The sequence below is a fragment of the Actinoplanes regularis genome (assembly GCF_900188005.1).
In the GTDB taxonomy this organism is placed as follows: domain Bacteria; phylum Actinomycetota; class Actinomycetes; order Mycobacteriales; family Micromonosporaceae; genus Actinoplanes; species Actinoplanes regularis.
Window position 1 is genome coordinate 443,735 of the sequence record NZ_FZNR01000004.1, and the last position, 24,623, is coordinate 468,357.

A 24,623-nucleotide genomic window follows, 5' to 3' on the forward strand; every position below is an offset into this window, starting at 1 on the left:
GCTCGTCAGCATTCTGATGCCACATTGCAAACGACGAACCTCGATGGCCGGATCAGGCCGCCCGGTCCGCCGTGAAGAAGCGCAGCGTCATCTCGGTCTTGGTCAGCTGGGACCGCGCCGGCGAGACACCGTGGGCGCTCAGGCTGTCGGTCAACCGGGCGGCGACCTCCGGTGCCTCGCCGACCGGACAGCGGGTGGACAGCTCCAGGAGGGTCGAACCGTCCGGGAACGTCCAGCGCTCCGCGGCCAGCCGGCGGTCGAAGCCCTCCGGCCGGAACCGGTACTTCTGCACCTCGACCGGTCCGAAGACGACCAGGTCGTCGAGGGCGAGGTCGTCCGGCCCGCAGGCGGCGAGGAGCCGGCGCTGCGGCTGCGCGAGCAGCTTCGTCAGCGGCCGCGCGGCGGAACCGGCGCGGGCGACGACGCCCCGCCCGAGACGCACCTTCAGCGAGCCGGAGCAGACCCGGTGCCCGGGCATGGCGTCGATCTCGACCTCGAGGGCGTTCTGCCGGCGCAGCCACTTCGGCACCGTGTGCGAGGCCATCGGGCGCAGTTTGACGACCGCGTCGTCGGAGCGGTGACCCATGTCGCGGATCCGCACGACCAGCCCGTTCCGGTACAGCGCCAGGTCGGGGGTGTCCAGGAAGAACACCCGGCGGGTCTGGGCGGCGGCCCGCTCGATCTCCAGGGAGCGGCACTGCCGCTCGCTGGAGACGACCTTGAGTTCGACCCGTTCGGCCTGGTCGGTGAGCTTTAGCGTACGTCCGGAGCGGTCCACCGGCGGCGACCAGTAGCCCCACTTGCCGGTGTTCCTGGCGTGGTGGCGACCGGACGGGCGGTGCGGGTCGTGGTCCGAGTGGCGGCCGCGCCGCCGGGCGGACGGCGGTACGACATCGTTGGCTCGCACCCTGGACGACTCCCCGCTGCTCCGCTGATTAACCCTCGATTCACCCTTCGTTAACCTTAACCGAGCGGGCATCGAGAGCACTGTGAGCTTTGTCAAGGGCCGGTCCGTCACTCGGCCGACGGGATGCGCCTCCGGACGTCCTGCACCGTCGCCGCGCCCGGCTGCCACGAGGCCACCCACGCCGCGTCGGACGCGGGATTCACCACACCATCCTCGAGGAAGCGGTAGTGCCCGTCCAGGACCCGCTGCGCGGCCTTCACGTCCAGGGCGTCGGTGTTTTCCCAGAGGGCGGTGAAGAGTGCCTCGGTCCGCAACCGGGACTGCCGGCAGAACAGGTCGGCCAGTTCCAGGCCGGCCGGGTGCGTCTCCCGTTCCGCGTTGGCCCGCACGCACGCCGCCGACATCGCGAACAACTCCGCGCCGATGTCCACGACCCGGCCCAGGAAACCCTGCTTGCGCTCGAGCTTTCCCTGCCAGCGGGACATCGCGTAGAACGTCGAGCGGGCCAGTTTGCGGGACGCGCGTTCGACGTACCGCAGGTGGGTCGCGAGGGGGCCGAACCGGCCGTACTCCGAAGGGATCTGGCCCTTGCCGACCGCGAGGGTGGGCAGCCACCGCGCGTAGAACTTCCCGGCCCGCGCCCCGGCGCGGGCCTTCTTGGCCAGGTCCGCGTCCGGGTCGATGATGTCGCCGGCGACCGTGAGGTGCGCGTCGACCGCCTCGCGGGCGATCAGCAGGTGCATGATCTCGGTGGAGCCCTCGAAGATCCGATTGATCCGCAGGTCGCGCAGCATCTGCTCGGCCTCCGCGGTGCGTTCGCCCCGGGCCCGCAGCGACTCGCTCGTCTCGTAGCCGCGACCGCCCCGGATCTGGATCAGCTCGTCCGCGATCTGCCACGCCATCTCGCTGGCGAAGAGCTTGACCAGGGCGGCCTCGATCCGGATGTCGTTGCGCGCGTCGTCCGCGATCAGGCAGCTGAGGTCGAGCATGGACTCCATCGCGTACGTCGTCGCGGCGATGAAGGCGATCTTCTTGGCCACCGCCTCGTGCGTGCCGACCGGGCGCCCCCACTGGACCCGGTCCGCCGACCACTCGCGGGCGATCGCCAGCGCCCGTTTGCCGGCGCCGACACACATCGCGGGCAGCGAGAGCCGCCCGGTGTTCAGCGTGGTCAGCGCGATCCGCAGGCCCTTGCCGAGCCCGCCGATCACGTTCTCCGCCGGTACGAACACGTCGTGGAAGCGGGTCACGCTGTTCTCCAGGCCGCGCAGGCCGAGGAACGCGTTGCGCCGCTCGATCGTGACCCCGGGCGCGTCGCCCTCGACCACGAACGCGGTGATCCCCTTCTCCGGGACGCGTGCCATCACCACGAGCAGCGTCGCCAGGGTCCCGTTGGTGGCCCACAGCTTCACCCCGTTGAGGCGGAAGCCGCCGTCGACCGGCTCGGCGACGGTGCCCAGCCGGGCCGGGTCGGAGCCGACGTCCGGTTCGGTGAGGAGGAAGGCGGAGACCTCGCCACCGGCGAGCCGGGGCAGGAACGAACGCTTCTGCGCGGCGGAGCCGAACAGCTTCAGCGGCTGTGGCACGCCGATCGACTGGTGTGCGGAGAGCAGGGCGGCGGTGCTCGCGCTGACCGAACCGACCAGGGTCAGCGCCTTGCAGTAGTGCAGGTTCGACAGCCCGAGCCCGCCGTACTCCTTGTCGATCTTCATGCCGAAGGCGCCGAGCCTCGCCAGCTCATGGAACGCCTCGTCGGGGATGCGGGCGTCCCGCTCGATCTGCTCGCCGTCGAGGTCGTCCCGCACATACCGCGTCAGGGCGGCGAAGAACTCGTCCGCATCCGGATTCTCCGGGGCCGTCGGCCAGGGGTCGATCAGGTCGAGCTGGAATTTGCCGAGGAACAGCTCTTTCCCGAAGCTGGGTTTGCGCCACCCGGTCTCCCGGGCGTCCTCGGCGACCTGCCGGGCCTGCTTCTCCGAGACGTCTGCCGGTTTCCCGTGCGTCGTGGTCATCGGTTCACCCCTCCGACGTCGGACGTGCCTGGCCGTCAGGCTACGCCGGGTTGTTACCGGACGGTAGCCCTCAGTGATGATCGACAGTGTATCGGTGCAGCGTGACACCCTCTTCGAAGGACTTGTGCTCGATCAGCTCCAGGTCGATCAGGTCGGTGGGTTCGTCGAACAGCGGCCGGCCGGCGCCGAGGATGACCGGATGGGTGAAGAGCATCAACTCGTCGAGCAGCCCGGCTCGCAGCAGTTGCGTGGCCAGCGTGGCACCGCCCACCCCCAGGTCGCCGTCGGCCCGGGCGCGCAGCTTCGCGAGCGCCTCCACCGCGTCGCCGTCGCCGCCGACGATCCGGGTGTTGTGCCCGGCGCTCGTGCGCGTACGGGACACCAGGACCTTGGGCATCGACGTCCAGATCTCGCCGTACTCCCGCATGTAGTCGGGTAGGGCCTGGTCGTCGCGGGCGGCGGGCCAGAACGCCTCCATCGTCTCGTAGATCCTGCGCCCCTGCACCAGGCCGGTGAACGCGCGGGCCCGCGCGTTGAACTCCCGGTGCAGGTTGTCCCCGATCCGCAGCCACTTCTCGGCCCCGTTCTCGTCCGGGGCGAACTCGATCCTGAGATCGGCGGACACGTTCATCCAGTACACGAACCGACCCGGCATTGCACCCTCCTAGTGATTGCAACCTGCAACTGCCTACACTCGACACACTAGGTAGAGTGGTTGTGGTTTGCAATCACTGAGGAGGATGTCGTCGATGGACGCCGCACCGCGCTCGGACTGCCCGATCAACCAGGCGGTCGAGGTGCTCGGTGACCCGTGGGCGATGCTCGTGCTGCGCGACATCATGTTCGGCGACCGGCGCCACTTCCGCGAGCTGCTCACGGGCAGCGCGGAAGGCATCGCCAGCAACATCCTCAGCGCCCGCCTGCGACGGCTCGTCGAGACCGGTCTGCTCACCCGTGAGGACGCCCGGCGCGGTCAGCGGGCCGCCTATTCGCTGACCGAGGCGGGCGTCCAGGTGTTGCCGATCATGGTGGCGCTGGGCTCGTGGGGGCTGGCGCACCGAGCCGGCGACCAGCGGCTGCGGATCCGCGCCGAGCTGCTCCGCGACGGCGGCCCCGAGCTCGTCGGCCGGTTCATGGACGAGCTGCGCGAGCTGCATCTCGGCGTCGCGCGCCCCGACCCGTGCGCGCCCCGGGCGGCCGACGAGATCCGAGGGGCGTACGAGGCCGCCCTCCGCAACGAACCCATCGAGGAGTGAGCATGCGCCGACTGATCCTGCAGATGCAGATGTCCGTGGACGGCTTCGTGTCCGGGCACGGCACCGAGAAGCAGTGGCAGGTCTGGGACTGGGGACCGGCCTGGCCCTGGGACGCCCGGCTGCGCGAGGACTTCAACACCACCATCGAGCGGGCCGACACGATCCTGCTCAGCCGCAAGATGGCCGAGGAGGGCTATCTGGACCACTGGGCAAGCGCGGCCGAGCGGCACCGCGACGAGCCCGACTGGGCGTTCGCCTCCCGCATCGGCGAGGCCGACAAGGTGGTGGTGACCGGGAAACTCGCCGAGTCCCGCTGGCCGCGGACCCGGATCGCGGACGGGCCGCTGGCCGACGAGGTCGCCGCGCTCAAACAGCGGGAAGGCGGGGACATCCTCTGCTTCGGCGGGACGGGGTTCGCCTCCGCTCTCATCGAGAACCGGCTGGTCGACGAGCTTCAGCTCTACGTCAACCCCGCCGCCGTCGGCGCCGGGGAGACCATCTTCGACAGCGCTGTCGGCGGCCTGCTGCTGGACCTGGCCGATTCCCGGGCGTACGACTGCGGCATCGTGGTGAACCGCTACCGGCCACGGTAGACGGCCCTGCCTCGGGGCCGTGATGCGCTGCCCGGGCGGTGGCGCTCTGTGGTTACCGTGCCGGCCATGATCGATGAGGTGCGCGTCGCGGTGATCGGCGTCGGGAACAACACGTCGGCGCTGGTCCAGGGACTCTCGTTCTACCGGGCGACCGGAAGCGCGGTGGGTGTCAGCCGCCCGCGGATCGACGGGTTGGGTGTCGGTGACGTCCGGGTGGTGGCGGCGTTCGCGCGCTCCGACGGCAAGGTGGGCAGGGACCTGCACGAGGCGATCTTCGCGGCGCCGAACAACTTTCCGCGCATCGAGGCCGGGCTGCCGCCCGCCGGAGTGACGGTGCAGCGTGGCCTGGTGGACGCGACCGAGATCGATCGGGTGGCCGAGGCGCTGAAGGGTGCCGAGGTCGTGCTCTACTCGGCGCCCAGCGGGCGGCCCGAGATCGCGCTGGCGTACGCCGAAGCCGCCCTCGCGGCGGGCGCGGCGTTCGTCAACACCACTTCGGACCCGGTCGCCCGGGATGTGGCGCTGGTGCGCCGGTTCGAGGCGGGCGGCGTGCCGCTCATCGGTGACGACCTCGCCAGTCAGTTCGGCACCTCGGTGCTGCACCACACCCTGCTGCGGCTCCTCGAAGCGCGCGGACTGACGCTGACCAGCTCCTATCAGGTCAATCTCGGTGGCACCGAGGATTTCCGCAATCTCGTGGAGAATCCGAACACCAAGAAGCAGTCCAAGGTGAACGCCCTCGGCTCGGACCGGGTGCAGATCGCGCCGCTGGGATACCTGCCGCACCTGGGCTCCCAGAAGATCGCCCACCTGAACATCGAGGCTCAGGGCTGGGCCGGGACCGCGGTGAGTCTGGACGTCCGGCTCCAGGTGCACGACCCGAGCGGCGCCGCCGGGGTGAACATCGACCTGATCCGGCTGGCGGCCGCCGCGCTGCGCTCGGGCCGGGGCGGGTACCTGCCCGAGGCCGCGGCGCTGCTGAAATCACCCCCGGGTACGGCCGTCTGAGCCCTGCTGAGCGGCGGCCTTCAGGCGGGCCGCGACGGCGTCCAGCAGCAGGTCCAGTGCGGACGGGTAGGCGCTGTTGACCATCTCCGTCGCCAGCAGGGGAGCGGCGGCCGCGATGTGCGGATGACTGCTGGCGGGCAGGTGGGCGTAGGTGGAGCGCCACACCTCGTCCTCGGCGCGCAGGGCCGCGTTCGGCAGGGCCAGGGACGCGGCGTCGAGGGCGGCGAACGCGAGCGTCTGGTCGATGAACGCGTGGTAGACGGGGACCGCGTCGGCGACCGGGAGGCCCGCGCCGCGCAGGACACCGAGCACCGCCTCGTCGGCGGCCAGTTCGTTCGCGCGGCCGGTGACGCGGCTGGTGGTGAGCACGGCCGCCTGCGGGTGGGCGACGTACGCCGCGTGGATGCGGACCCCGAGCCCGCGCAGGTCCGCCCGCCAGGCCCCGGTCGGTGACCAGCCGTGCAGAGCCTGGCCGATCAGGGTGTCGCCGATGGCGAGCGTGAGGTCGTCCATGCCCCGGAAGTACCGGTACAGCGTGCTCGGGTCGCAGTCGAGCGCGAGACCCAGCCGGCGGGCGCTCAGGCCGGTGCTGCCGTGCTCGCGCAGCAGGCGCATCGCGGTATCGATGATGAGCTGTTCGGACAGCACCTTGCCGCTGCGGGTCAACCGCCGGCGGCGGCGTTTCTCCTCGCTGACCACTGGCTTCGGCATCGGTCACCCCATCCTCTCTTATGCCAACACAGTTGACCTTACGCGAGGGGAGAACGTTTGATCAGTAGTGGGGCCCCTGAAACCTGACGTGAAAGGCGATGGAGAGGAGCAGGTCATGCGTGTCCTGCTGGTGGGTGCGGGCGGCGTCGGCACGGCGATCGCGCGGATCGCCGCGCGGCGGCCGTTCTTCGACGAGATGGTGGTGGCCGACTACGACCTGGCACGGGCGCAAGCCGCGGTGGCCTCGGTCGGCGATCGGAGGTTCCGGGCCGAGCGGGTGGACGCCTCCGACCCCGCGGCCGTCGTCGCGCTGCTCGGCCGCACCGGTTGTGACGTGCTGCTCAACGCCACCGACCCGCGCTTCGTGATGCCGCTCTTCGAGGCGGCGGCCGACGCCGGGGCGACCTATCTGGACATGGCGATGTCACTGTCCGAGCCGCACCCCGACACGCCGTACGAGAAGCCGGGGGTGAAGCTCGGTGACGCCCAGTTCGCGCGGCACGAGGCGTGGCTGGGCAGGCAGGCCCTGGCGCTGGTCGGCATGGGTGTCGAGCCCGGCCTGTCGGACGTGTTCGCCCGCTACGCGGCCGACGAACTGTTCGACGAGATCGACGAGATCGGGGTACGCGACGGCGCGAACCTGACCGTCGACGGGTACGAGTTCGCGCCCTCGTTCAACATCTGGACGACCATCGAGGAGTGCCTGAACCCGCCGGTGGTGTGGGAGGCCGGCCGCGGCTGGTTCACCACCGCGCCGTTCAGCGAGCCCGAGGTGTTCGACTTTCCCGAGGGCATCGGGCCGGTGCAGTGCGTCAACGTGGAGCACGAGGAGGTGCTGCTGATCCCGAGGTGGGTGGGCGCGCGCCGGGTCACCTTCAAGTACGGCCTCGGCGAGGAGTTCATCCGTACGCTCCGGACACTGCACCAGATCGGTCTCGACCGCACCGACGGTGTGATCGTCCCCGGCCCGGCGGGCCCGGTGACCGTCTCCCCGCGGGACGTCGTCGCGGCCAGCCTGCCGGACCCGGCCACCCTGGGCGCCCGGATGCGCGGCAAGACCTGCGCCGGCACCTGGGTCCGCGGCTCGAAGGACGGCGCGCCCCGCGAGGTGTACCTCTACCACGTGGTCGACAACGACTGGTCGATGGCGGAGTACGGCTGTCAGGCCGTCGTCTGGCAGACCGCGATCAACCCGGTCGTGGCCCTGGAACTGCTGGCCACCGGCGTCTGGACCGGCGCCGGGGTGCTCGGCCCCGAGGCGTTCCCGGCGCAACCGTTCCTGGACCTGCTCACCGGCTACGGCTCCCCGTGGGGCCTGCGCGAGCAGACCGGTGTCAAAGAGGCGGTCAGCCTCTGACGCGTGCCGGTTCGCACCTGGATACCCATCGATTCAGGTGAGAGGATCACGGCATGAGGCGGCGAACACTGGCCGACGTCATCAGCCGGCGTTACGACGAGTTCTTCCGTGACCGCACCCCGATTCCCTTCGAGATCCTGACCGGCGACGGCGCCACCCTGTCGTTCGGTGTCAGCGAGTCCACCCCATCCCGGTTCCGCGTCGTGGTCCGCGACGACGCGGGCCACGACGCACTGATCTCTCTCGATCAGCTGCAGGTCGCGATGGCGTACCTGCGAGGTCACCTCGACGTCGAGGGTGATCTCGCCGCGGCGCTGAACATGCGCAGGTTCTTCTCCGACCTCCACCCGGTCGCCTTCCTCGGCCGCTGGGCCCCGTCGTTGTGGCACGGCCGCACCGGCCACGACCGGCGGACCATCTCCCAGCACTACGACGAGGACTCCGACTTCTTCCTGACCTTCCTCGACAACCGGCACCGCTGTTACACCCAGGGCGTCTTCACCGGTGACGACGAGCCGCTGGAGGACGCGATCACCCGCAAACTGGACATCGCCCTCGACGACCTCCAGGTCAAGCCCGGCGACCGGGTGCTGGAGGTCGGCGGTGGCTGGGGCGCGTTCGCCGAGCACGCGGCCCGCCGGGGCATCGACGTCACCACGGTCACCCTGGCCGTGGAGTCGGAGAAGTTCCTGAACGACCTGTTCCAGCGCGAGCGGCTGCCGGTCACCGTGGTCCGGCAGCACATCCTGAAGTACGAGTCGGAGCAGCGCTTCGACGCCATCGTCAACATGGGTGTCACCGAGCACCTGCCCGACTACCGGGCGACGCTGCGGACGTACGCCCGGCTGCTCAAACCCGGTGGCCGCGTCTACCTCGACGCGCTCGCGATGCGCCGCAAGCACACCGCGTCGACGTTCTTCAAGCAGCACGTCTACCCGGGGCGCTCGGCCCCGCTGCTGCTGCACTCCTACCTGCGGCAGGTGGCCCGCTCGCCGTTCGACCTGCTCAGCGTCGAGGACGACCGGCACAACTACTACCTGACGTGCCGGGCGTGGGCGCAGCGGCTGGACGCCCGGCGCGAGGAGATCGTCGCGCGGTGGGGTGAGGAGCTCTACCGGCGCTTCCGGATCTTCCTGTGGGGGTCGGCGTCCGGCTTCGATACCCGTCTGGTCCAGGCCTATCGCTGGACCCTGCAGTACAACCCGGGCACCGCTTAGTCCCGATCGTCGGTCACCGGCCGATCCTCGTCGATCCGGCGTGGGTCGGCCGGTCGTACACCCGTGCGTGTTATGCGGGCCGCTTCGCCGAGGCCGGCGAGCCGGGTCGCGTATTGTCGAACAAAGCCGTTGTGCGTCCGGGTATCAGGTGGCGGCCCTCATGATCGGAGTGTGCCGTGCCAGGGCTGACCGAGGCCTCGCTTGCCCCTTTTGTCGCGTCTCGTGCCGACAACTACGATGGTCTGCGTCTCGTGCGACCACCGTTCCTGCCGGAGTTGTGGCTGCACCTGGCGGATGACGCGATCGTGCTGCAGGCCCGGCTGGAGGCGCAGATCGGGCCGGGGTTCACCCCGTTCTGGACGAACGCCTGGGTCGGTGGTCAGGCGCTGACCCGGTTCGTTCTGGACCATCCGCACCTGGTGAGCGGCCGGCGGGTGCTCGACGTGGCCAGCGGCTGTGGGGTGGTGGGCATCGCCGCGGCCAAGGCCGGCGCCGCCGCGGTGACCGCGAACGACATCGATCCGTACGCCCTGGCCGCCACGGCGATGAACGCCGACGTCAACGGGGTGACCCTGCGAACGGCCGAGGGTGACCTGCTCGACGGCTCCGGCGGTGACGCCGAGGTCGTCCTGGTCGGGGACGCGTTCTACGACAGCGACCTGGCTGAGCGGATGCACGCGTTTCTGCGCCGCGCGGCCGCCCGGGGCGCGCGGATCCTGGTCGGCGATCCGAACCGGGGGCACCTGCCGGACCGTTGGCTCGTCACGCTGGCCCGCTACCGGATCTCCGGCCTCGGTGCGGCCGAGGACTCCGGGATCACCGAGGTGTCGGTACTCGGAAACCGTCGGTAGGCCGTGACCGTGCTACGGTTACCCCCGTTGCAGTTCTGATTCCTTGGACGTTTTTTAACGCCTGTTGGGCATCTCGGCCCATCAGGCGTTTTTGTTTCAGGTCCACGGATCTCCGAGGTGATCAGAGCCGCGACACGAGGTTCCGCACGGTGTGGTTCCTCAACCAGGCTGCAAGGAGAACAACATGGCCACCGGTACCGTCAAGTGGTTCAACGGCGACAAGGGATTTGGCTTCATCACGCAGGACGACGGCGGCCCGGACGTGTTCGCGCACTTCTCCGCCATCGCCACCTCTGGGTTCCGCACCCTTGAGGAGAACCAGCGGGTGGAGTTCCAGGTCACGCAGGGCGCCAAGGGCCTGCAGGCGGAGAACATCCGTCCGCTCTGATAAGTAATGCTGCTCGGTGACCCGGTTCGGGTCGCCGAGCCAGGTGGCGGCCGATCGCCCATGGTTGAGAACCGCGTTCTCGCGTGATCTCCCTGGGCGGTCGGCCGCTCTCCATGTCCGGCTGTGATCAGCCTTCGGTGTTGCAGATGCCGGTCATCTCGTCCCGGGAGACGACCTTGACGCGCTTGCGGCCCTGCGGCTCGCCGAGCGCGATCTCGTGGGCGTCCAGCTTCTGCCAGCCCTCCCACGTGGTGTACGGCAGCCCGCGCTGCTCGAAGTAGCCGATCACCTCGGCCGGGTCGTGGACCGGCGCCGGCTGGAGCTTGTCGACGTCCTCCAGGAGGCTGGCGACCGTCTCGCCGGCGTCGCCCTTGGTGTGGCCGATCAGGCCGACCGGGCCGCGCTTGATCCAGCCGGTCACGTACATGCCGGGGATGTGCTCGCCGTCCAGGTCCAGGACCCGGCCGGCGGCGTGCGGGATGGTGCCGGTGCTGGTGTCGAACGGCAGGTCCGGCAGTGCGCTGCTGAGGTACCCGACAGCGCGATAGACGGCCTGGACCGGCCAGTCGGTGAACTCGCCGGTGCCGCGGACCCAGCCGTCGCCGGTCAGTTCCTGGGTCTCGGTGCGCAGGCCGGCGACCTTGCCGTCCTCGCCGAGCACCTCGACCGGCGCCTGCAGGAAGTACAGGTGCAGGCGGCGCGGCCGGTCCCGCGGGTCGCGAACGGCCCAGTTCTGCAGGATGTCGACGCACATCTTGATGTGCCGGGTCTGGCGCATCGCCTCGAGGCTGGCCTCGTCGAACTCGATGCCCTCCGGGTGGACGATCACCTCGACGTTCGGCGAGTGGTCCAGCTCGCGCAGCTCCTGCGGCGTGAACTTGACCTGCCCCGGGCCACGCCGGGAGAACAGGTGCACGTCGGTCACCGGGCTGCGCTTCAGGGCCTGGTAGACGTTGTCCGGAATCTCGGTGACCAGCAGCTCGTCGGCGGTCTTGGCGAGGATCCGGGCCACGTCGATGGCGACGTTGCCGGCGCCGATGACCGCGACCTCCTTGGCCTCCAGCGGCCAGTCGCGCGGCACGTCCGGGTGGCCGTTGAACCAGGACGCGAAGTCCGCGCCGCCGAAGCTGCCCTGCAGGTCGATGCCGGGGATGTCGAGAGCCCGGTCCTTCTCGGCGCCGGTGGCGATGATCGTCGCGTCGTAGAAGCGGCTGAGCTCCTCCGGCTTGATGTCGACGCCGTACGCCACGTTCCCGATGAACCGGATCCGCGGGTTGTCCAGCACCCGGAACAGCGCGTTGATGATCTCCTTGATCCGCGGGTGGTCGGGTGCCACGCCGTAACGGATCAGGCCGTAGGGGGTGGGCAGCTTGTCCAGGATGTCGACGGTGACGTCCGAGTTGGCCTTGATGAGGTGGTCGGCGGCGTAGATGCCGGCGGGGCCGGCTCCGATTACGGCAACCCTCAGGGGGCGGTCCATGGTCGCGGTCCTCACTCACTCGTGTCTACGAATCCAGCCCAGCCAAGATCGGATCCCGGGCGCGAACAGGAACTGTAAAACTTCAACCTAGGTTCAGATCAAGTTTCGTCCCACCGGTCGGGTTCTCGCCTGGAGGCGGTTTTCGCAGGTGGCGGCCATGGTTAGGCTCGCCTAAGCTCTACGGAGCGTGAGGTGTTTCACTCGTCCTTGTCCCCCGGAAGGACCGCGGTCTCGTTGTAGAAGCGCTTGATCTTGCCGACCGCGGCCTCGAACCCGTCAAGATCCATCGGTTTGGTGACGAACGCGTTGGCGTGCCGGGTATAGCTCGCGGTGATGTCCGGCAGAGCGTTCGAGGTGGTCAGCACCACCACCGGGATGCTCTTGAGCCCGTCGTCGTTCTTCACCTCGGCGAGCACCTCGTGCCCGCTCATCCGCGGCATGTTGAGATCGAGCAGGATCAGATCCGGCCGGCAGGCGTCGGTGTAGCGACCGAGCCGGCGCAGGTACTCCATCGCCTCGTTGCCGTCGGCGACCCGGTGCACCTGCGGAGGCGGCGCGGCGGCGAGCAACGCTTCCTCGATCATCAGGGTGTCGGCATCGTCGTCGTCGACGATCAGGACGTCCAGGACGCGGTTGCTATTTGCCATGCGGCAACCATATCGAGCGGGCCGGGCCACGGCGCGTGGTGATCACCACCCGTTCAACGGGCCGGGCCGTGCCACTCGACGGCCATGGCGCCGGCGAAGTCACCGGCATGCGCGAAGCCGCCGAACACGACGAGGTCGCCGTCGCGTACCCGGCCGGCCCGCACCGCGTGGTCCAGGGTGACCGGCATGGCCGCGCCGAACATGTTCCCGCACTCCGCGAACGTGTCCGGGTGCCGGTCCGGCGGCACGCCGAGGGCCTCCCGCCAGTTGTGCAGGAAAGTGCGGTTGGGCTGGTTGGTGATGAGCACGTCGATCCGGCTGGTCGGCACGCCGAGCCGCTGACAGAGTTCACCCACCACCTCCGGCACCAACCGGTTGCCGCGTTCCAGGACGGCCGCGACGGCGGCCTCGGTGAAGCCGATCCGCAGCTGTGACTCGCGCGTCTCCCAGTACCGCCGGCCGTCGTCGGCCACCAATCGCATGTCACCGGCGTACTCGCCGAGGTGGTGGGTGGTCACGTCGAGGATCGGCGACGGCCCGCCGGCAGTCAGGTACGCCACCCCGCAGCCGTCTCCGGGAATGGCCGCCTGGGCGAGTCGGCGTACGTGGGACTGGGTGAAGAGCTGACCGGCGGCGGTCTGGGCGTTGCAGACCAGCGCGCTTCTCGCGTCCGTGGTGGTCATGATCTGCCGGGCCAGCCTGAGCATGTGAACGAACGAGGCGCACCCGGCGTTCGCGACGTCGAGGAGCCAGTCGGGGCGCAGCCCGAGACGCCGGGCGATCTCCGTTCCGGCGCCTACGATCGGCAGATCCGGTAGCTGGGTGTGCACCAGCAGGACGTCCACGCCACGGATCGCCCGGTGACCGTGTCGCTCGACGAGTGGCTGCACCGCGCGTTCTACCAGGTCGACGTTGGTCTCGTCGGCGGCCACGTGGTGCCGCCAGCGAGGCGCCCGGAACATCGCGCTGTCCCGGAGGCCGTCCGTGCCGTCGGTGAAGAAGTCCAGCCCGACCGGTTCACCGGGCAGGTAGCTGGCCACATCGGTCAGGCTGACCGTCGCCGCGGCCGTCAACGCGGCACCGCCCGCAGCGGGGGATGGCTCACCGGCTCACCGTTGCGGTGCCGGTGCTCCAGGATCGTCTTGAGGTTGCGCATCTCGACCAGGTGCCCGGCGTGGAAGAGATCCCAGAACTCGCCGATCCAGGGCCGGTCGGGACGTGGCGCGGACTGCGGGTACGGGTTCGCGTCGTAGTTCGGGTGGCGGCAGTTGGTCCAGGTGACGACGCTGCCGGGGCGGTTCAGCACGAGCATGGCGGGGACCACCCGCATCAGGTAGACCATCCACAGTTGATCACTCTGGTCCCAGGCGCAGTGGTAGTCGACCGTCATCGCGTCCGGGTTGGCCGCCACCCGGCAGAAGATTCGGGTGCCCTCCTCGAGCCGGTCGTCGCCGACCCACAGTCCCGGCTTGCCGGCGGGTTCGAAGTTGCGCACGCTGAAGGTCCATTCCTCCAGGTGGTGACCCTGGCGCAGGTAGTCGTAGACCTGCTCGGGCGGGCAGTCGACATACTCCTCGAGGGTGCAGAACCGCCCGTACACCTGCTCGTGCGGATAGGCCGGACGGGTCATCGCCAGGCACTCGTTGATCATGTCCTCCGGTGCGGTGCTCTCCACGCGCGTGAGGCCGGGGATGCGATCAACCGACGTGGATGTGCTGGTGCTCATCGGATGTCTCCTTGCTTTCGGTCGCGCGGTCGGCGCCGTCCAGGCCGAGGGCGGCCAGGAACGGCAGGAACGGTGGGATTTCGCGTACGTCGAAGTCCAGCGAGACGAACGCCGGACCTCGGCGGCAATTGCTGCGCAGCAGGGCCCGGCGCAGTTGAGCGGCGTTGCCCGCCCGGGTGACGTCGAGGGTGGGGAACGCGGCTCCCATGCCGGCGGCGAGATACGCCGGCCGGAACATATTGTAGGTATACGTGTCGCCGTAGAAGAGCTGTTCGCGGGTCACGCACATGGCGTGCGCGTTGTTGTTGAAGACCACGAAGGTGACCGGGGCGTCGTACTCCACCGCCGTGTGCACCTCCATGCCGTGCATGAAGAACGCCCCGTCGCCGGCCAGCACATAGGTGCGCCGGCCGCTGCCGAGCGCCGCGCCGATCCCGGCGCCGAACGCGTACCCCATGCCGCCCATCCCGACGGCCACCACGAACCGGCCGTGCCGCGGGGCCGGTAGCAGGTGGATCGCGGTCGCCGCCGCGTTTCCGGCGTCGATGAACACGTGGGCGTCCTCGGGCAGCGCCTCGGCGACGGCGGCGACCGCTTCGGCGTACGAGGTTCCGCGCCCGCGTGCCGGTGGCGCGGGCAGGGGCACCGGACCGGCATGCTCCGGGCACCGGCGCGCGCCGGTGCCGAGCCGGTCGGCGATGGCGTGCAGCGCGGGGCGTACCGGGCCGCGTACCGCCACGGCCGGGACGAACGGCGGTTCCGGGTCCACGCTGATCACCCGGGTGCCGGCCAGGGCGTCGTCGAGACCGCCACGGGCCAGCATCGGCAGCCGGGTGCCGGCGAGCAGGCACACGTCGGCGCGGCGCAGGCAGTCCATGACGCTGGGATGCCCCATCACCCCGGCCACGCCGACGAACCGTGAATCCCGGTTGTCGTACACGTCCTTCGCGTCCGGGGTCACGGCCACCCAGGCGCCGAGCCGCCGGGCCAGGGCGGCCAGTTCCGCCCGGGCGTCCTCGGCGGCCACGCCCTCGCCCGCGATGATCAGGGTCCGATCCGCCGCGCGCAGCGCCGCAACCGCCCGTTCGAGGGCGTCCACGTCGATCGGGTCGGCCGTCGCCGGGTATCGGCCCGGCACGGTCGCCGGCGCGGCCGCCTGCTGCACGTCTTTGGGCAGCAGCAGCACCGCCGGTCCCCGGGGCTGGGACCGGGCCGCGGCGATCGCCCGGGGCAGCAGGTCCACGAGGGACTCCGCGGTGCGCGCCGTGGCGCAGAACCTCGACACCGGGGCGAACACCTCGCGGGCGTCGAAGGTCCCGGCCTTGCCGCTGGCGTCCTGGAACGCGCCGCGTCCCTCCAATCCGGTGGGCGGCTGCCCGACGAGCGCGAGCACGGGCACCCGGGAGGCGTGCGCCTCGGCGAGGCCGGGCACCAGGTTCATCGCCCCGCCGCCGGAGGTGGCCGCGACCACGCCCATCCGTCCGGTCACGCGGGCGTACCCGTCGGCCATCGTCGCGGCGGCGAACTCGTGCTTGGCCACCAGGCCGTGGATCGCTCCGCCGCTGCTGTGGACCGCGTCGTACAGGTCCTCGATGTTGGCGCCGCCGACGCCGAAGATCCGGTCCACGCCCGTGCGAGCCAGTTCGGCGACGATGTGGTCGACGACGCGTGCCGTCGGACCCATCACCGCGTCCGCTCCGCGTCGAGGACGAGCCCAGCGCTGCCGAGAGTCTGGAAACGATTACGGTAATCGGTCGGCGTCGTCCCGAGCAGCTTGCCGAACGCGCGCACGAAGGTCTCCACGGCGGTGAAGCCGCAGCGCCGAGCCACCGCACCGACGAGCAGATCGGTCGATTCCAGCAGCCCTCGGGCGTGCGAGATGCGGGCCCGCTCGATGTACTGCCCGGGAGTGATGCCGACCTCGCGGCGGAACACGCGGGCGAAGTTGCGCGGGCTCATGTTGGCCCGTTCGGCGACATCGGCGACCAGCAGCGGATTGCCGAGCTGGTTCAGGATCCACTCCTGGGCGGTCCGGATCGGGGTGTGCTCGGCCAGCTGAGCGTCGAGGACGTCGCTGAACTGTGCCTGCCCGCCGGGTCGTTTGAGGTAGAGCACCAGGTAGCGGGCCACCAGCAGCGCGAACTCGGCGCCGTGGTCCTCCTCGACCAGGGCCAGGCTCATGTCGATGCCGGTGGAGACCCCCGCGGAGGTGATGAACGGTCCGTCCGAGATGAAGATCGGATTCGGGTCCACCACTACCTCCGGGTACCGGCGTGCCATCTCCGCGCTCTTCACCCAGTGCGTGGTGGCCCGGCGGCCGTTGAGCAGTCCGGCCTCCGCGAGCAGGAAGGCCCCGCCGCACACGGACGCCACCCGGCGGGACCGGGTGGCGGCCCGGCCGATCCAGGACACCAGGGTCCGGTCGGCGAGGGCGTCGTCCAGACCCCAGCCACCGGGGACGAGCAGGATGTCGATCGCTCCGTCCCCGGTCTCCAGGGCCGCCGTCTCGATCGCCAGCCCGGAACAGGTCCGGACCCGGGGCTCACCCGGGGAGACGACTTCGATCCGGTAGCCGTCCCCGGGCCGGTCGAGCAGCCGGCTGGCGGTGTCGAAGACATCGACCGGGCCCGCGATGTCGAGGGCATGTGCGCCGGAGTACCCAAGCACTACAACACGTCGTTGCGTCACGGATACAGCGTTTCGCCCGGTTCGGTATGGCGGCAATGCCAAGCTCTTGACGAATTCAGACAACCCGCGCGCATCGAGGACGATCGTTGACAGGATGATCCTGACCGGCCCGGGGAACGGTCGCGGTCGTTATGCTGGCGCGAGCCGAGGACGGGACGAGGGGTCAGGTTGGTGCGCACGACCGTGCACGATGTCGCGCGTGCGGCCGGCGTCTCGGTGTCGACCGTCTCGCGGGCGCTGACCGGGGGAACGGTCAGCGCGGCCACCCGGCAGGCCGTGATCGAGGTGGCGACCCGGCTCGGGTACCAGCCGAACCGGGCGGCGCGGGGTCTGATCACCGGTCGTACCGGCAATCTGGGTCTGATCGTTCCTGATCTGCGTAATCCCTTCTTCGCGGAGGTCGCGAAGGGGGTGAGCGCGCGGGCCCGGGCGGTCGACTGCGGGGTGTTCATCACCGACACCGACGAGGACCCGGTCGCCGAGCTGGAGGCGATCGCGGTGCTCGGGCGCAACACCGACGGGCTGCTGCTCTGCTCACCCCGGGCGGCCGACGCGGACCTGCTGGCGGCGGCCGAGCCGGCGACGACCGTGCTGCTGCACCGGCGGGTGCCGGGGATGTCGTCGGTGGTCGCGGACGTCGCCGGCGGGATCCGGCAGGCGGTAGGGCATCTGCGGGCGCTCGGGCACCGGCGGATCGGGTACGTCCACGGCCCCGAGGACTCGTGGGCCGCGCGCCAGCGGGTCGCCGCGCTCGCCGAGCTGGACGGCGACGGGCTGGAGATCCTGCGGCTCGGGTCGGTGGGGCCGACGTTCGAGGGCGGGCTGCTGGCCGGAGATCTGGTGCTGGCGAGCCCGGCGACCGCCGTACTCGCCTACAACGATCTGGTCGCGCTCGGTCTCCTGCACCGCCTCGCGGCGCGCGGGGCGGCGGTGCCCGAGCGGTTGAGTGTGGTCGGGTTCGACGACGTGAGCCTGGCCGCGATGAGCCACCCGCCGCTGACCAGCGTGGCCGTCCCGAAGGACCGGGCCGGGGCGGTCGGCCTCGACCTACTGCTCGGCCGTTCCGGGGTGGCCGGCTCAGAGATGGTGCTGCCGACCGGCCTGGTCGTGCGGGCCTCCTCAGGCGTGGTCCCCACATGATCTCCGTCACCGGCTAGCATCCCCCGATGCGAATTCGACGGGAACTGGTGGCCGCGGCGTTGAGCCTGCTGGTGGTGGGTGCGTGTTCCTCGCAGTCGGGGGAGGAGCCGGCCGATTTCGTGGCCGCGCCGGCCTCCTCCGCCGCGCCGGGCCCCGGGTCGCCGTCGGTCGCTCCGTCGGTCAGCCGTTCGGTGGCCCCGTCGCCGTCGAAGACGGTCAAGGAGTCGACGCTGCCCAGACCCGGCAACCCGGCGGGCCGGGCTTCGATCCCGGCTGCGGCGCGGCCGGTGAACACGAGCAGGCCGGACCGGACGGTCGGTAACGGCACCCCGGCGAGCTGCACCTCCGCCGCGGTGGTGAAGGCCGTCGCGGCCGGCGGCATCATCACCTTCGACTGCGGCCCGGCGCCGGTCACCATCACGATGACGGCGACGGCCAAGGTGAAGAACGCGCACACCACGCTCGTCCTCGACGGCGGCAACAAGGTCACCCTCAGCGGCGGCGGCAAGCGCCGGATCCTCTACATGAACACCTGTGACGAGGCGCAGGGCTGGACCACCTCGCACTGCCAGGACCAGGAGACGCCCCGGATGACGATCCAGAACATGGCGTTCACCGGGGGGAACAGCACCGGCGACAAGACCGAGGGCGGCGGCGGGGGTGCGATCTTCGTCCGCGGCGGGCACCTCAAGGTGATCAACTCGCGGTTCACGAACAACAAGTGCGACCGGACCGGCCCGGATCTCGGCGGGGCGGCGATCCGCGTGCTCGACCAGGGCGGTGACACCCCGGTCTACATCGCCGGCAGCACGTTCACCGGTGGGACCTGCTCGAACGGCTCGGCACTGAGCAGCATCGGCGTCTCCTGGACCGTGCTGAACAGCGTGTTCTCCGGCAACTCGGCGGTCGGCAAGGGCGCCAACCCGGCCCGCTCCGGCACGCCCGGCGGCGGCAGCGGCGGCGCCATCTACCTGGACGGCGACAGGTTCACTCTGACCCTGGACGGCACCGTCATCGAGAACAACAAGGCCGTCGAGGGTGGCGGCGCGATCTTCTTCGTCAGCAACGACCGCACCGGCACCCTGATCATCCGCAATTCGAAGCTCCGCAAGAACCCGAGCGCCGGCTTCGAGACGACCGGCCTGCCGGGCATCTTCTACCTCGGCTCCGGCAACCCGAAGATCAGCGGCTCGAAGCTGGCCTGACCCGGCCCACCGCCGGCGGGCGGGAGCCGGACTCCGCGCGGGAGTCCGGTCGTTCGTCGGCGCCGGCGGTGGAACCGCGCCCGCAACTCCGGCAGGTCGGGCGGCGGCGCAGGTAGTAGGCGCCGACAGCGACCCCGAGCGCCGCACCCCAGACCGCCCAGAGGACGCTCGGCGCGGTGGGCGCCCACATGCCGTCCTCGATCGGCATGCGCAGATTCATCAGCCCGGCCGGGATCAACAGGACGGCCACCAGCGTGCCGGGAACGACGGCGAGGGCGATCGGGACCGGACGGCCGGCCTTCCACCAGATCCAGCGGGGGTACCGTTCGCCCCAGGACGCCACCAGCCCGTGGGTGAGGACACCCCCGAGCATGGAGGCGACAGCGAACCCGAGACCCATCGCGAGCATGCCGTCGGTGTCCTGCATCATCCGGAGGAAGTCCGAGCTGATGCCCATCGGATACCCGAGATACCAGGCGATGCGAGTGATCTCGTACGGCATCGGGGCCACCACCGCGACGAGGACCGCCCACCGGCCCCACCTCAGCAGCCGCTCGGGCGACGCGTCACGCACTCCCGCCCCGCGCCCGCAGCGAACGCACGCGCCCCTCGCCCGGCGCTGGTAGATCAGGGTGGCGACGGCCCAGAGCACGCCACCGACGAAGAGGATGACCAGGTTGACGCGGTGCCAGTAGAGGATTTCGCCCAAGCCGTCCTGCGGGCCGGGCACGCCGGTGAACGCGAAGACCACCAGCGCCGGCGCGAGCACCAGCAGCCCGATCAGGAAGTAGTCGGGCAGCACCAGGGTCAGCACGGCCGCGGTCACCCAACCGAAGGCCAGCAGCGCGACGTGCCGCCGCCGGGATCGGATCAGCGCCACCGCCACCAGGACGCCGAGCAGGCCCCAGATCGTCATGATCGGTGCCACCACATCCACCGGGGCACCCTCCAGGATGGATCCCGAGCGGCGATCGTCGGCGACGGGCGCGAACGGGAATCCGTCACCGCCGGCCCACCAGTTGAGGCCGAGCATCGCGTAGGTCAGGGACCAGACGGCCGCGGCACAACCCGGCCAGTTCTGCGGGGAGGTCATGCCGCGATCGTCGGCGGTCGATGCTGTGCGACGGCTGAGCCTCTCAGGTTCGCGGCGCGATCCGGGTGCTCAGGTCACCGCTCCCAGCTGCCACGGGACGAACTCGTCGCGTCCGAGGTCGAGATCCTCGCTGGCGGTGAGCTGCCCGGAGGCCACGGCCAGGACGGTCTCGAAGATCTGCTCGCCGGCGGCCTCGATCGTGGTGGTGCCGGTGACGATGCCGCCGGTGTCGAGGTCCATGTCCTCGCGCATCCGCTGGAAGATCTCGGAGTTCGTGGCGATCTTGATGACCGGGGCGGGTTTGCCGCCCAGGACCGAGCCGCGGCCGGTGGTGAAGCAGACGACCGTGGCGCCCCCGGCGACCAGCCCGGTCACCGAGACGGGGTCGTAGCCCGGGGTGTCCATGAACGTGAAGCCCGGTTCGGTGACCCGCTCGGCGTACTCGTAGACGGCGGTCAGCGGCGCCGCGCCGCCCTTGGCGACCGCGCCCAGCGACTTCTCCAGGATCGTGGTCAGGCCGCCGGCCTTGTTGCCCGGGGACGGATTGTTGTCCAGGGTGCCGCCGCCGGCCTCGACGTACTTGTGCCACCAGGCGATCCGGTCGAGCAGGCGCTGCCCGACCTCCCGGCTCACCGCCCGCCGGGTGAGCAGGTGCTCCGCCCCGAACACCTCCGGCGTCTCGGCCAGCACGGTCGTCGCGCCCTGCGCGACGAGCAGGTCGGAGGCGTGGCCGAGCGCCGGGTTCGCGGTGATCCCGGAGTAGCCGTCGGAGCCGCCGCAGTTGAGCCCGAGCACCAGTTTCGACGCGGGGACGGCTTCGCGGCGGCGTTCGTCGAGCCGGTCCAGCATGGTGCGGACGACGGCGGTCCCGGCCCGGACCGTGGCCCGGATGCCCCCGCTCTCCTGGATGGTCATCCGCTCGATCAGGGTGTCGGCGGGCGCGTCCAGCTCCGCGAGCAGCGTCTGCACGCCGAGCATCTCGCAGCCGAGGCCGAGCACGAGCAGGCCGCCGATGTTCGGGTGGGTGGCGTACCCGCGCAGGGTGCGCCGCAGGATCCGGCCGCCCTCGCTGGCCGGGACCATGCCGCAGCCGGAGTCGTGGGAGAGCGCCACCACGCCGTCGACCTGCGGATAGGCGTCCAGGATCGGGCCGCGGAACTGGTCGGCGATCATCCGGGCGGTCGAGGCGGAGCAGTTGACCGAGGTGACGATGCCGACGTAGTTGCGGGTGCCGACCGAGCCGTCGGCCCGCACGTAACCCTGGAACGTGCGGATCTGCGTGGCCGGCGTGATCGTGACGAGCCCGGTGCCGAACTCGTAGTCGTGGTCGACGGCGTCCATGCCGAGGTTGTGCGCATGCACGTGGTCGCCGGCCCGGATCACGGCGGTGGCCTGGCCGATGACCTGGCCGTACTTGTGGATCCGGGTGCCCGCCGCCAGGTCCCGCAGGGCGATCTTGTGGCCGCGCGGCACCCGGCCGGCGACCGTGAGGACGCCGCGGGCGTGCCGCAGCGTGCGGCCCTCGGCCAGGTCCTCGGTGGCGACGGCGACGTCGTCGCCGTCCCGCAGCAGCAGCGCCACATCGCGCAGGTCGGCGTGCTCCGACATGAGATGCCTTCCCCGGTCCGTGAAAATTGTGGGAACGTTTGCATCGACATCCTGGCATGCGTTCCGGGCGTCAGTCGAGACGTGTCCGCCGGCCCGGAACGAGGGGAGAACGCGATGAGGCCCGGTCCTGTACAGGACCGGGCCTCATCGTCATGTTGTTCAGCTGGACTGCAGCATCGGTATCGGGGCTCGCTCGGCCCACTCGAGGGTGACCTTGTGCGCGAACCGGAGTACCTCGACGTCGGAGACCGAACGGGCGTATGCGTGCTCGTTCACGTGGTGCTCCGCCGCGACGACCAGTCGGATCAGGTCGGCCACCGAGCCGGGATGCTCCCGGCACAGCCGGGCCGCGACCGCGAGCTGCCGGTCGCTGACGTCGGCCAGGTACTCCCGGAGCCCGGCCCGCCACGCCCCGGCGTACACCAGATAGCCGGCGGGCAGGTTGCCCGGACCACCCAGCACCTCGAGGATCCGCAGCGGGTCCACTGTGGGCGGCGGGGTGTTCAGCCCCGTGTACATCAGGCCGACGGCGCCCAGTACGACCACCACGGCCAAGGCCAGTGGCGGATTCCCGGTGCCGACCGCGATGATCACCGCAAGAACCATCAGGATCAGGCCGCCACCGTAGAACGCGGCCAGGTCGCCGCTCTCCCATTTCCGGCGATGTGCCTGTTCGATGCATTTTTCGATCAGATCGTTGAGGATCTGATCCTGGGGTCGCCAGAAGTCGGAGCGCGCTGGCACCCGACGAGGTGCTTCCTGCACCATGTTTCCTCCCTCCGTGGACTGCCGCGAACATCGGTCCGCGGCATCCCGAGCTGAGGAAAGCCGGCGATCAGGCCAGCAGATATTCCCGCATCTGCTTGCCCGGGTTCCACTGGCCGACGATCCGGCTGACCGCCGGATCGAGCACGTTGACGCTCTTGTTGCTGCGCATCTGCGTGCGGGCCGGCTGGGGCAGCGGGGGCGGGTCGGACATCTCGCCGCGGATCGCGGTGGCCGCCGTGATCAGATTCACCGCCAGGGTCGCGCCGTCGACGTCGACCAGGACCCGCCCGAACTCCCAGCCGGCGAGGGTCAGGTCGAGCACCTCGAACATGTGCGAGAGCAGCGGGACGGGCTGGACAACGCGCACCGTCTGGGCCGCCTGCTCGCCCACGATCGTGACCGCCGCGGCGACATGAACGTACGGATGCAGGCCGGCCGGCGCCGCGAACAGCGGCGACCTCAACCGCTTCCCCGCGGCCTCCCACGACGCCCGGTAGTTGCGCCGGTCGGTCGGCAGACCGAGTGCCGCGCTCTGCCCGGCGAAGTCCCGGTACGCCCCGTCGGCGAACTCCCGCAGCACGGTCGCCGCCACCGCGACGCCGTCTTGGCCGTCGAGCAGGGCGGCCGCCCGCGCCACCTGGTCGCCGAGCTTGCCCGGTGCCTGCGGCCCGAACCGGACCCGGAGCTCCCGCAGGAGTTCCTGCTGCCGCGCGGGATCCAGCGGGATCCCGCGTTTACCGAGCCCTCGGAGCCAGCGCATTTCGCCTCGTTTCCACACCGGGTGCCGAACCGCCGCAAATGCTAGAGGGCGGCGGCGCGGGCGATTCTCGCACCCTTCTCATTCCGTACGCCATGAGCGGGGCGTCCCGTGCCCACCACGCGGCGTGCGGTTTCGGCTCGTCCCGGGCGGGAATCCTCTGCCAGTCGGAGCACTGAGGGGGTTGGAAGATGAGTTTCCTGGACAAGGCCAAGGAGTTCGTCGGGAAGCATGACGAGCAGGTCGACAAGCTGCTCGAGAAGGCCGGCGAGCAGGTCGACGACCGGACCGGTGGCAAGTACACCTCCCACATCGACAAGGCCGTCGACGAGGCCCAGCGCCGCACCGGAGAGGGCGACACCCGGCCGTAGCGGCCGGTCGTGATCGCCGGGACCCGATCGGGGGACTTCATCCCGGCCAAGCCGTCGGCGGGGTGCCGTCGTGGTTCTCGCACTGCCGGAGGAGCACGCGTGTCCGGGTCCGGTGGATCGGACCGCGGCGCGGGTGCTCGCTGCGACAGACGTGACCCCGGGTGACCGTGGGGAGCGGGCCGGCCAGTGCGTCGCGGCCCAGGGCGGCCAGGGCGGAGGCGCGGCCGGGGTCGTGATCGCCGGGGGCGACGACGACCGCGTACCGGAAGGCGACGGTGCGGTCGGCCTCCAGGGTGACCGCACCCGTGCTGAAGGGTGCCGGGCTGAGGCCGCTCGGCCAGCGGGGCGGGTGCCGCAGGTTGGCGGTGTCGTCGACGACGACGAGGGTGAACTCGGGGTCGTATGCCGCTCGCCAGTCCGTGCGGGCGGCGCTGGACGCGGTGGTGGTCCCGGTCAGCGACAGGGACGGCCCGGTCAGCGGGAGTGGCCGGCCGGAGACGTTCGTGACGGTGTTCTCGAAGAGCAGGAGCCAGGTGTCGGTGCCGGCCAGGGCGGCGGTGAGGGAGCGCCATTCGTCGACGGCGGACCAGCGCAGGTGGTGCGCGACCGTCGCGGTGGAGGCGGTGGCGGAGAGGTCGGTGAGCGTCAGGTGATCGGCGCGGCCCGGGTCGGCGTGCGGCGGGGTCCAGGTGAGGGTCGAGGCGAGCGGAGCGCCGGTGAGCGTGCGGAGCCGCGCCAGCCGGGGCAGCGCGGCGCCGTAGGCGTACGTGCAGATGGGCAGGTCGCCGACGGTGATGGTGATCGAGTGCCCAGCGGTGAGGCCTGCACGCATCCGGCTCC

Annotated in this window: 25 protein-coding genes; 10 read left to right on the forward strand and 15 right to left on the reverse strand. The window is 70.6% G+C overall.

Annotated elements, in window-relative coordinates; translation table 11 throughout:
- Nucleotides 1-52 precede the first annotated feature (52 nt).
- From CHC09_RS14435 to CHC09_RS14445, 3 genes are all read right to left on the reverse strand, one after another.
- Nucleotides 53-907 (reverse strand): hypothetical protein, encoded by an 855-nt coding sequence (locus tag CHC09_RS14435; RefSeq protein WP_239138289.1) that lies wholly within the window; start codon nt 905-907, stop codon nt 53-55.
- 107 nt (nt 908-1,014) lie between these two features.
- Nucleotides 1,015-2,919 carry an acyl-CoA dehydrogenase family protein gene (locus CHC09_RS14440; RefSeq protein ID WP_089293572.1) on the reverse strand — a complete coding sequence of 635 codons (1,905 nt, stop codon included), beginning with the start codon at nt 2,917-2,919 and terminating at the stop codon, nt 1,015-1,017.
- A 70-nt stretch (nt 2,920-2,989) separates the two neighbouring features.
- The gene (locus CHC09_RS14445) at nt 2,990-3,574 is read right to left on the reverse strand and encodes a dihydrofolate reductase family protein (protein WP_089293573.1); all 585 of its coding nucleotides are present in this window, start codon (nt 3,572-3,574) and stop codon (nt 2,990-2,992) included.
- Nucleotides 3,575-3,668: 94 nt separating this feature from the next.
- On the opposite strand from CHC09_RS14445, the gene CHC09_RS14450 reads away from it, so the two are divergent.
- The 3 genes from CHC09_RS14450 to CHC09_RS14460 all read left to right on the forward strand — a co-directional run bounded on the left by CHC09_RS14450 (nt 3,669) and on the right by CHC09_RS14460 (nt 5,776).
- Nucleotides 3,669-4,175, forward strand: coding sequence for a winged helix-turn-helix transcriptional regulator (locus tag CHC09_RS14450; RefSeq protein ID WP_089293574.1), 507 nt, complete (start codon nt 3,669-3,671; stop codon nt 4,173-4,175).
- Nucleotides 4,176-4,177: 2 nt separating this feature from the next.
- Nucleotides 4,178-4,768, forward strand: coding sequence for a dihydrofolate reductase family protein (locus CHC09_RS14455; protein ID WP_089293575.1), 591 nt, complete (start codon nt 4,178-4,180; stop codon nt 4,766-4,768).
- 66 nt (nt 4,769-4,834) lie between these two features.
- Nucleotides 4,835-5,776 carry an inositol-3-phosphate synthase gene (locus tag CHC09_RS14460; protein ID WP_089293711.1) on the forward strand — a complete coding sequence of 314 codons (942 nt, stop codon included), beginning with the start codon at nt 4,835-4,837 and terminating at the stop codon, nt 5,774-5,776.
- Here the strand turns inward: CHC09_RS14460 and CHC09_RS14465 are convergent.
- Entirely contained in the window at nt 5,753-6,487 is a 735-nt protein-coding gene (locus CHC09_RS14465) for a TetR/AcrR family transcriptional regulator (RefSeq protein ID WP_089293576.1), read from the reverse strand. The genes CHC09_RS14460 and CHC09_RS14465 overlap by 24 nt on opposite strands.
- Before the next feature lie 115 nt (nt 6,488-6,602).
- Between CHC09_RS14465 and CHC09_RS14470 the strand changes: the two genes are divergently transcribed.
- From CHC09_RS14470 to CHC09_RS14485, 4 genes are all read left to right on the forward strand, one after another.
- Complete coding sequence (locus CHC09_RS14470) at nt 6,603-7,844, forward strand: saccharopine dehydrogenase family protein (protein WP_089293577.1); 1,242 nt, start codon at nt 6,603-6,605, stop codon at nt 7,842-7,844.
- Between the two features lie 53 nt (nt 7,845-7,897).
- A complete protein-coding gene (locus CHC09_RS14475; RefSeq protein WP_089293578.1) occupies nt 7,898-9,061 on the forward strand; it encodes a class I SAM-dependent methyltransferase in 1,164 nt (387 codons plus the stop codon).
- A gap of 251 nt (nt 9,062-9,312) precedes the next feature.
- Nucleotides 9,313-9,912: a class I SAM-dependent methyltransferase gene (locus CHC09_RS14480; protein ID WP_239138288.1), complete on the forward strand. Its 600-nt coding sequence runs from the start codon at nt 9,313-9,315 to the stop codon at nt 9,910-9,912.
- A gap of 184 nt (nt 9,913-10,096) precedes the next feature.
- Complete coding sequence (locus CHC09_RS14485; protein ID WP_089293580.1) at nt 10,097-10,300, forward strand: cold-shock protein; 204 nt, start codon at nt 10,097-10,099, stop codon at nt 10,298-10,300.
- A 127-nt stretch (nt 10,301-10,427) separates the two neighbouring features.
- Here CHC09_RS14485 and CHC09_RS14490 read toward each other — a convergent pair whose 3' ends face one another.
- The 6 genes from CHC09_RS14490 to CHC09_RS14515 all read right to left on the reverse strand — a co-directional run bounded on the left by CHC09_RS14490 (nt 10,428) and on the right by CHC09_RS14515 (nt 16,841).
- Nucleotides 10,428-11,780, reverse strand: coding sequence for an FAD-dependent oxidoreductase (locus CHC09_RS14490; protein ID WP_179277090.1), 1,353 nt, complete (start codon nt 11,778-11,780; stop codon nt 10,428-10,430).
- 197 nt (nt 11,781-11,977) lie between these two features.
- Nucleotides 11,978-12,427 carry a response regulator gene (locus CHC09_RS14495; RefSeq protein WP_089293581.1) on the reverse strand — a complete coding sequence of 150 codons (450 nt, stop codon included), beginning with the start codon at nt 12,425-12,427 and terminating at the stop codon, nt 11,978-11,980.
- Nucleotides 12,428-12,480: 53 nt separating this feature from the next.
- Nucleotides 12,481-13,500 (reverse strand): 3-oxoacyl-ACP synthase III family protein, encoded by a 1,020-nt coding sequence (locus CHC09_RS14500; RefSeq protein ID WP_089293582.1) that lies wholly within the window; start codon nt 13,498-13,500, stop codon nt 12,481-12,483.
- Complete coding sequence (locus CHC09_RS14505; protein WP_089293583.1) at nt 13,497-14,153, reverse strand: SRPBCC family protein; 657 nt, start codon at nt 14,151-14,153, stop codon at nt 13,497-13,499. The genes CHC09_RS14500 and CHC09_RS14505 overlap by 4 nt, the downstream gene beginning before the upstream one ends.
- Complete coding sequence (locus CHC09_RS14510) at nt 14,125-15,837, reverse strand: thiamine pyrophosphate-binding protein (RefSeq protein WP_089293584.1); 1,713 nt, start codon at nt 15,835-15,837, stop codon at nt 14,125-14,127. Before CHC09_RS14510 ends, CHC09_RS14505 begins: the two co-directional genes overlap by 29 nt.
- Entirely contained in the window at nt 15,837-16,841 is a 1,005-nt protein-coding gene (locus CHC09_RS14515; RefSeq protein WP_089293585.1) for a GlxA family transcriptional regulator, read from the reverse strand. Before CHC09_RS14515 ends, CHC09_RS14510 begins: the two co-directional genes overlap by 1 nt.
- Nucleotides 16,842-17,012: 171 nt before the next feature.
- On the opposite strand from CHC09_RS14515, the gene CHC09_RS14520 reads away from it, so the two are divergent.
- Entirely contained in the window at nt 17,013-17,981 is a 969-nt protein-coding gene (locus CHC09_RS14520; protein WP_089293586.1) for a LacI family DNA-binding transcriptional regulator, read from the forward strand.
- 26 nt (nt 17,982-18,007) lie between these two features.
- The gene (locus CHC09_RS14525) at nt 18,008-19,186 is read left to right on the forward strand and encodes a right-handed parallel beta-helix repeat-containing protein (protein WP_239138287.1); all 1,179 of its coding nucleotides are present in this window, start codon (nt 18,008-18,010) and stop codon (nt 19,184-19,186) included.
- On the opposite strand, the gene CHC09_RS14530 is transcribed toward CHC09_RS14525, so the two are convergent.
- The 4 genes from CHC09_RS14530 to CHC09_RS14545 all read right to left on the reverse strand — a co-directional run bounded on the left by CHC09_RS14530 (nt 19,164) and on the right by CHC09_RS14545 (nt 23,415).
- Nucleotides 19,164-20,279, reverse strand: coding sequence for an NYN domain-containing protein (locus CHC09_RS14530; protein ID WP_179277091.1), 1,116 nt, complete (start codon nt 20,277-20,279; stop codon nt 19,164-19,166). The genes CHC09_RS14525 and CHC09_RS14530 overlap by 23 nt on opposite strands.
- Before the next feature lie 69 nt (nt 20,280-20,348).
- Nucleotides 20,349-21,887, reverse strand: a complete 1,539-nt coding sequence (locus tag CHC09_RS14535) for a UxaA family hydrolase (protein WP_089293587.1) — start codon at nt 21,885-21,887, stop codon at nt 20,349-20,351.
- Between the two features lie 159 nt (nt 21,888-22,046).
- The gene (locus tag CHC09_RS14540) at nt 22,047-22,631 is read right to left on the reverse strand and encodes a hypothetical protein (protein WP_089293588.1); all 585 of its coding nucleotides are present in this window, start codon (nt 22,629-22,631) and stop codon (nt 22,047-22,049) included.
- Between the two features lie 91 nt (nt 22,632-22,722).
- On the reverse strand, nt 22,723-23,415 hold the full coding sequence (locus CHC09_RS14545) for a hypothetical protein (protein ID WP_089293589.1): 693 nt from the start codon (nt 23,413-23,415) through the stop codon (nt 22,723-22,725).
- 188 nt (nt 23,416-23,603) lie between these two features.
- Here CHC09_RS14545 and CHC09_RS14550 point away from each other — a divergent pair, with 188 nt between their 5' ends.
- The gene (locus CHC09_RS14550; protein WP_089293590.1) at nt 23,604-23,783 is read left to right on the forward strand and encodes an antitoxin; all 180 of its coding nucleotides are present in this window, start codon (nt 23,604-23,606) and stop codon (nt 23,781-23,783) included.
- Nucleotides 23,784-23,820: 37 nt separating this feature from the next.
- On the opposite strand, the gene CHC09_RS14555 is transcribed toward CHC09_RS14550, so the two are convergent.
- Nucleotides 23,821-24,615, reverse strand: a complete 795-nt coding sequence (locus tag CHC09_RS14555; RefSeq protein WP_089293591.1) for a DUF6807 family protein — start codon at nt 24,613-24,615, stop codon at nt 23,821-23,823.
- Between the last annotated feature and the right edge of the window lie 8 nt (nt 24,616-24,623).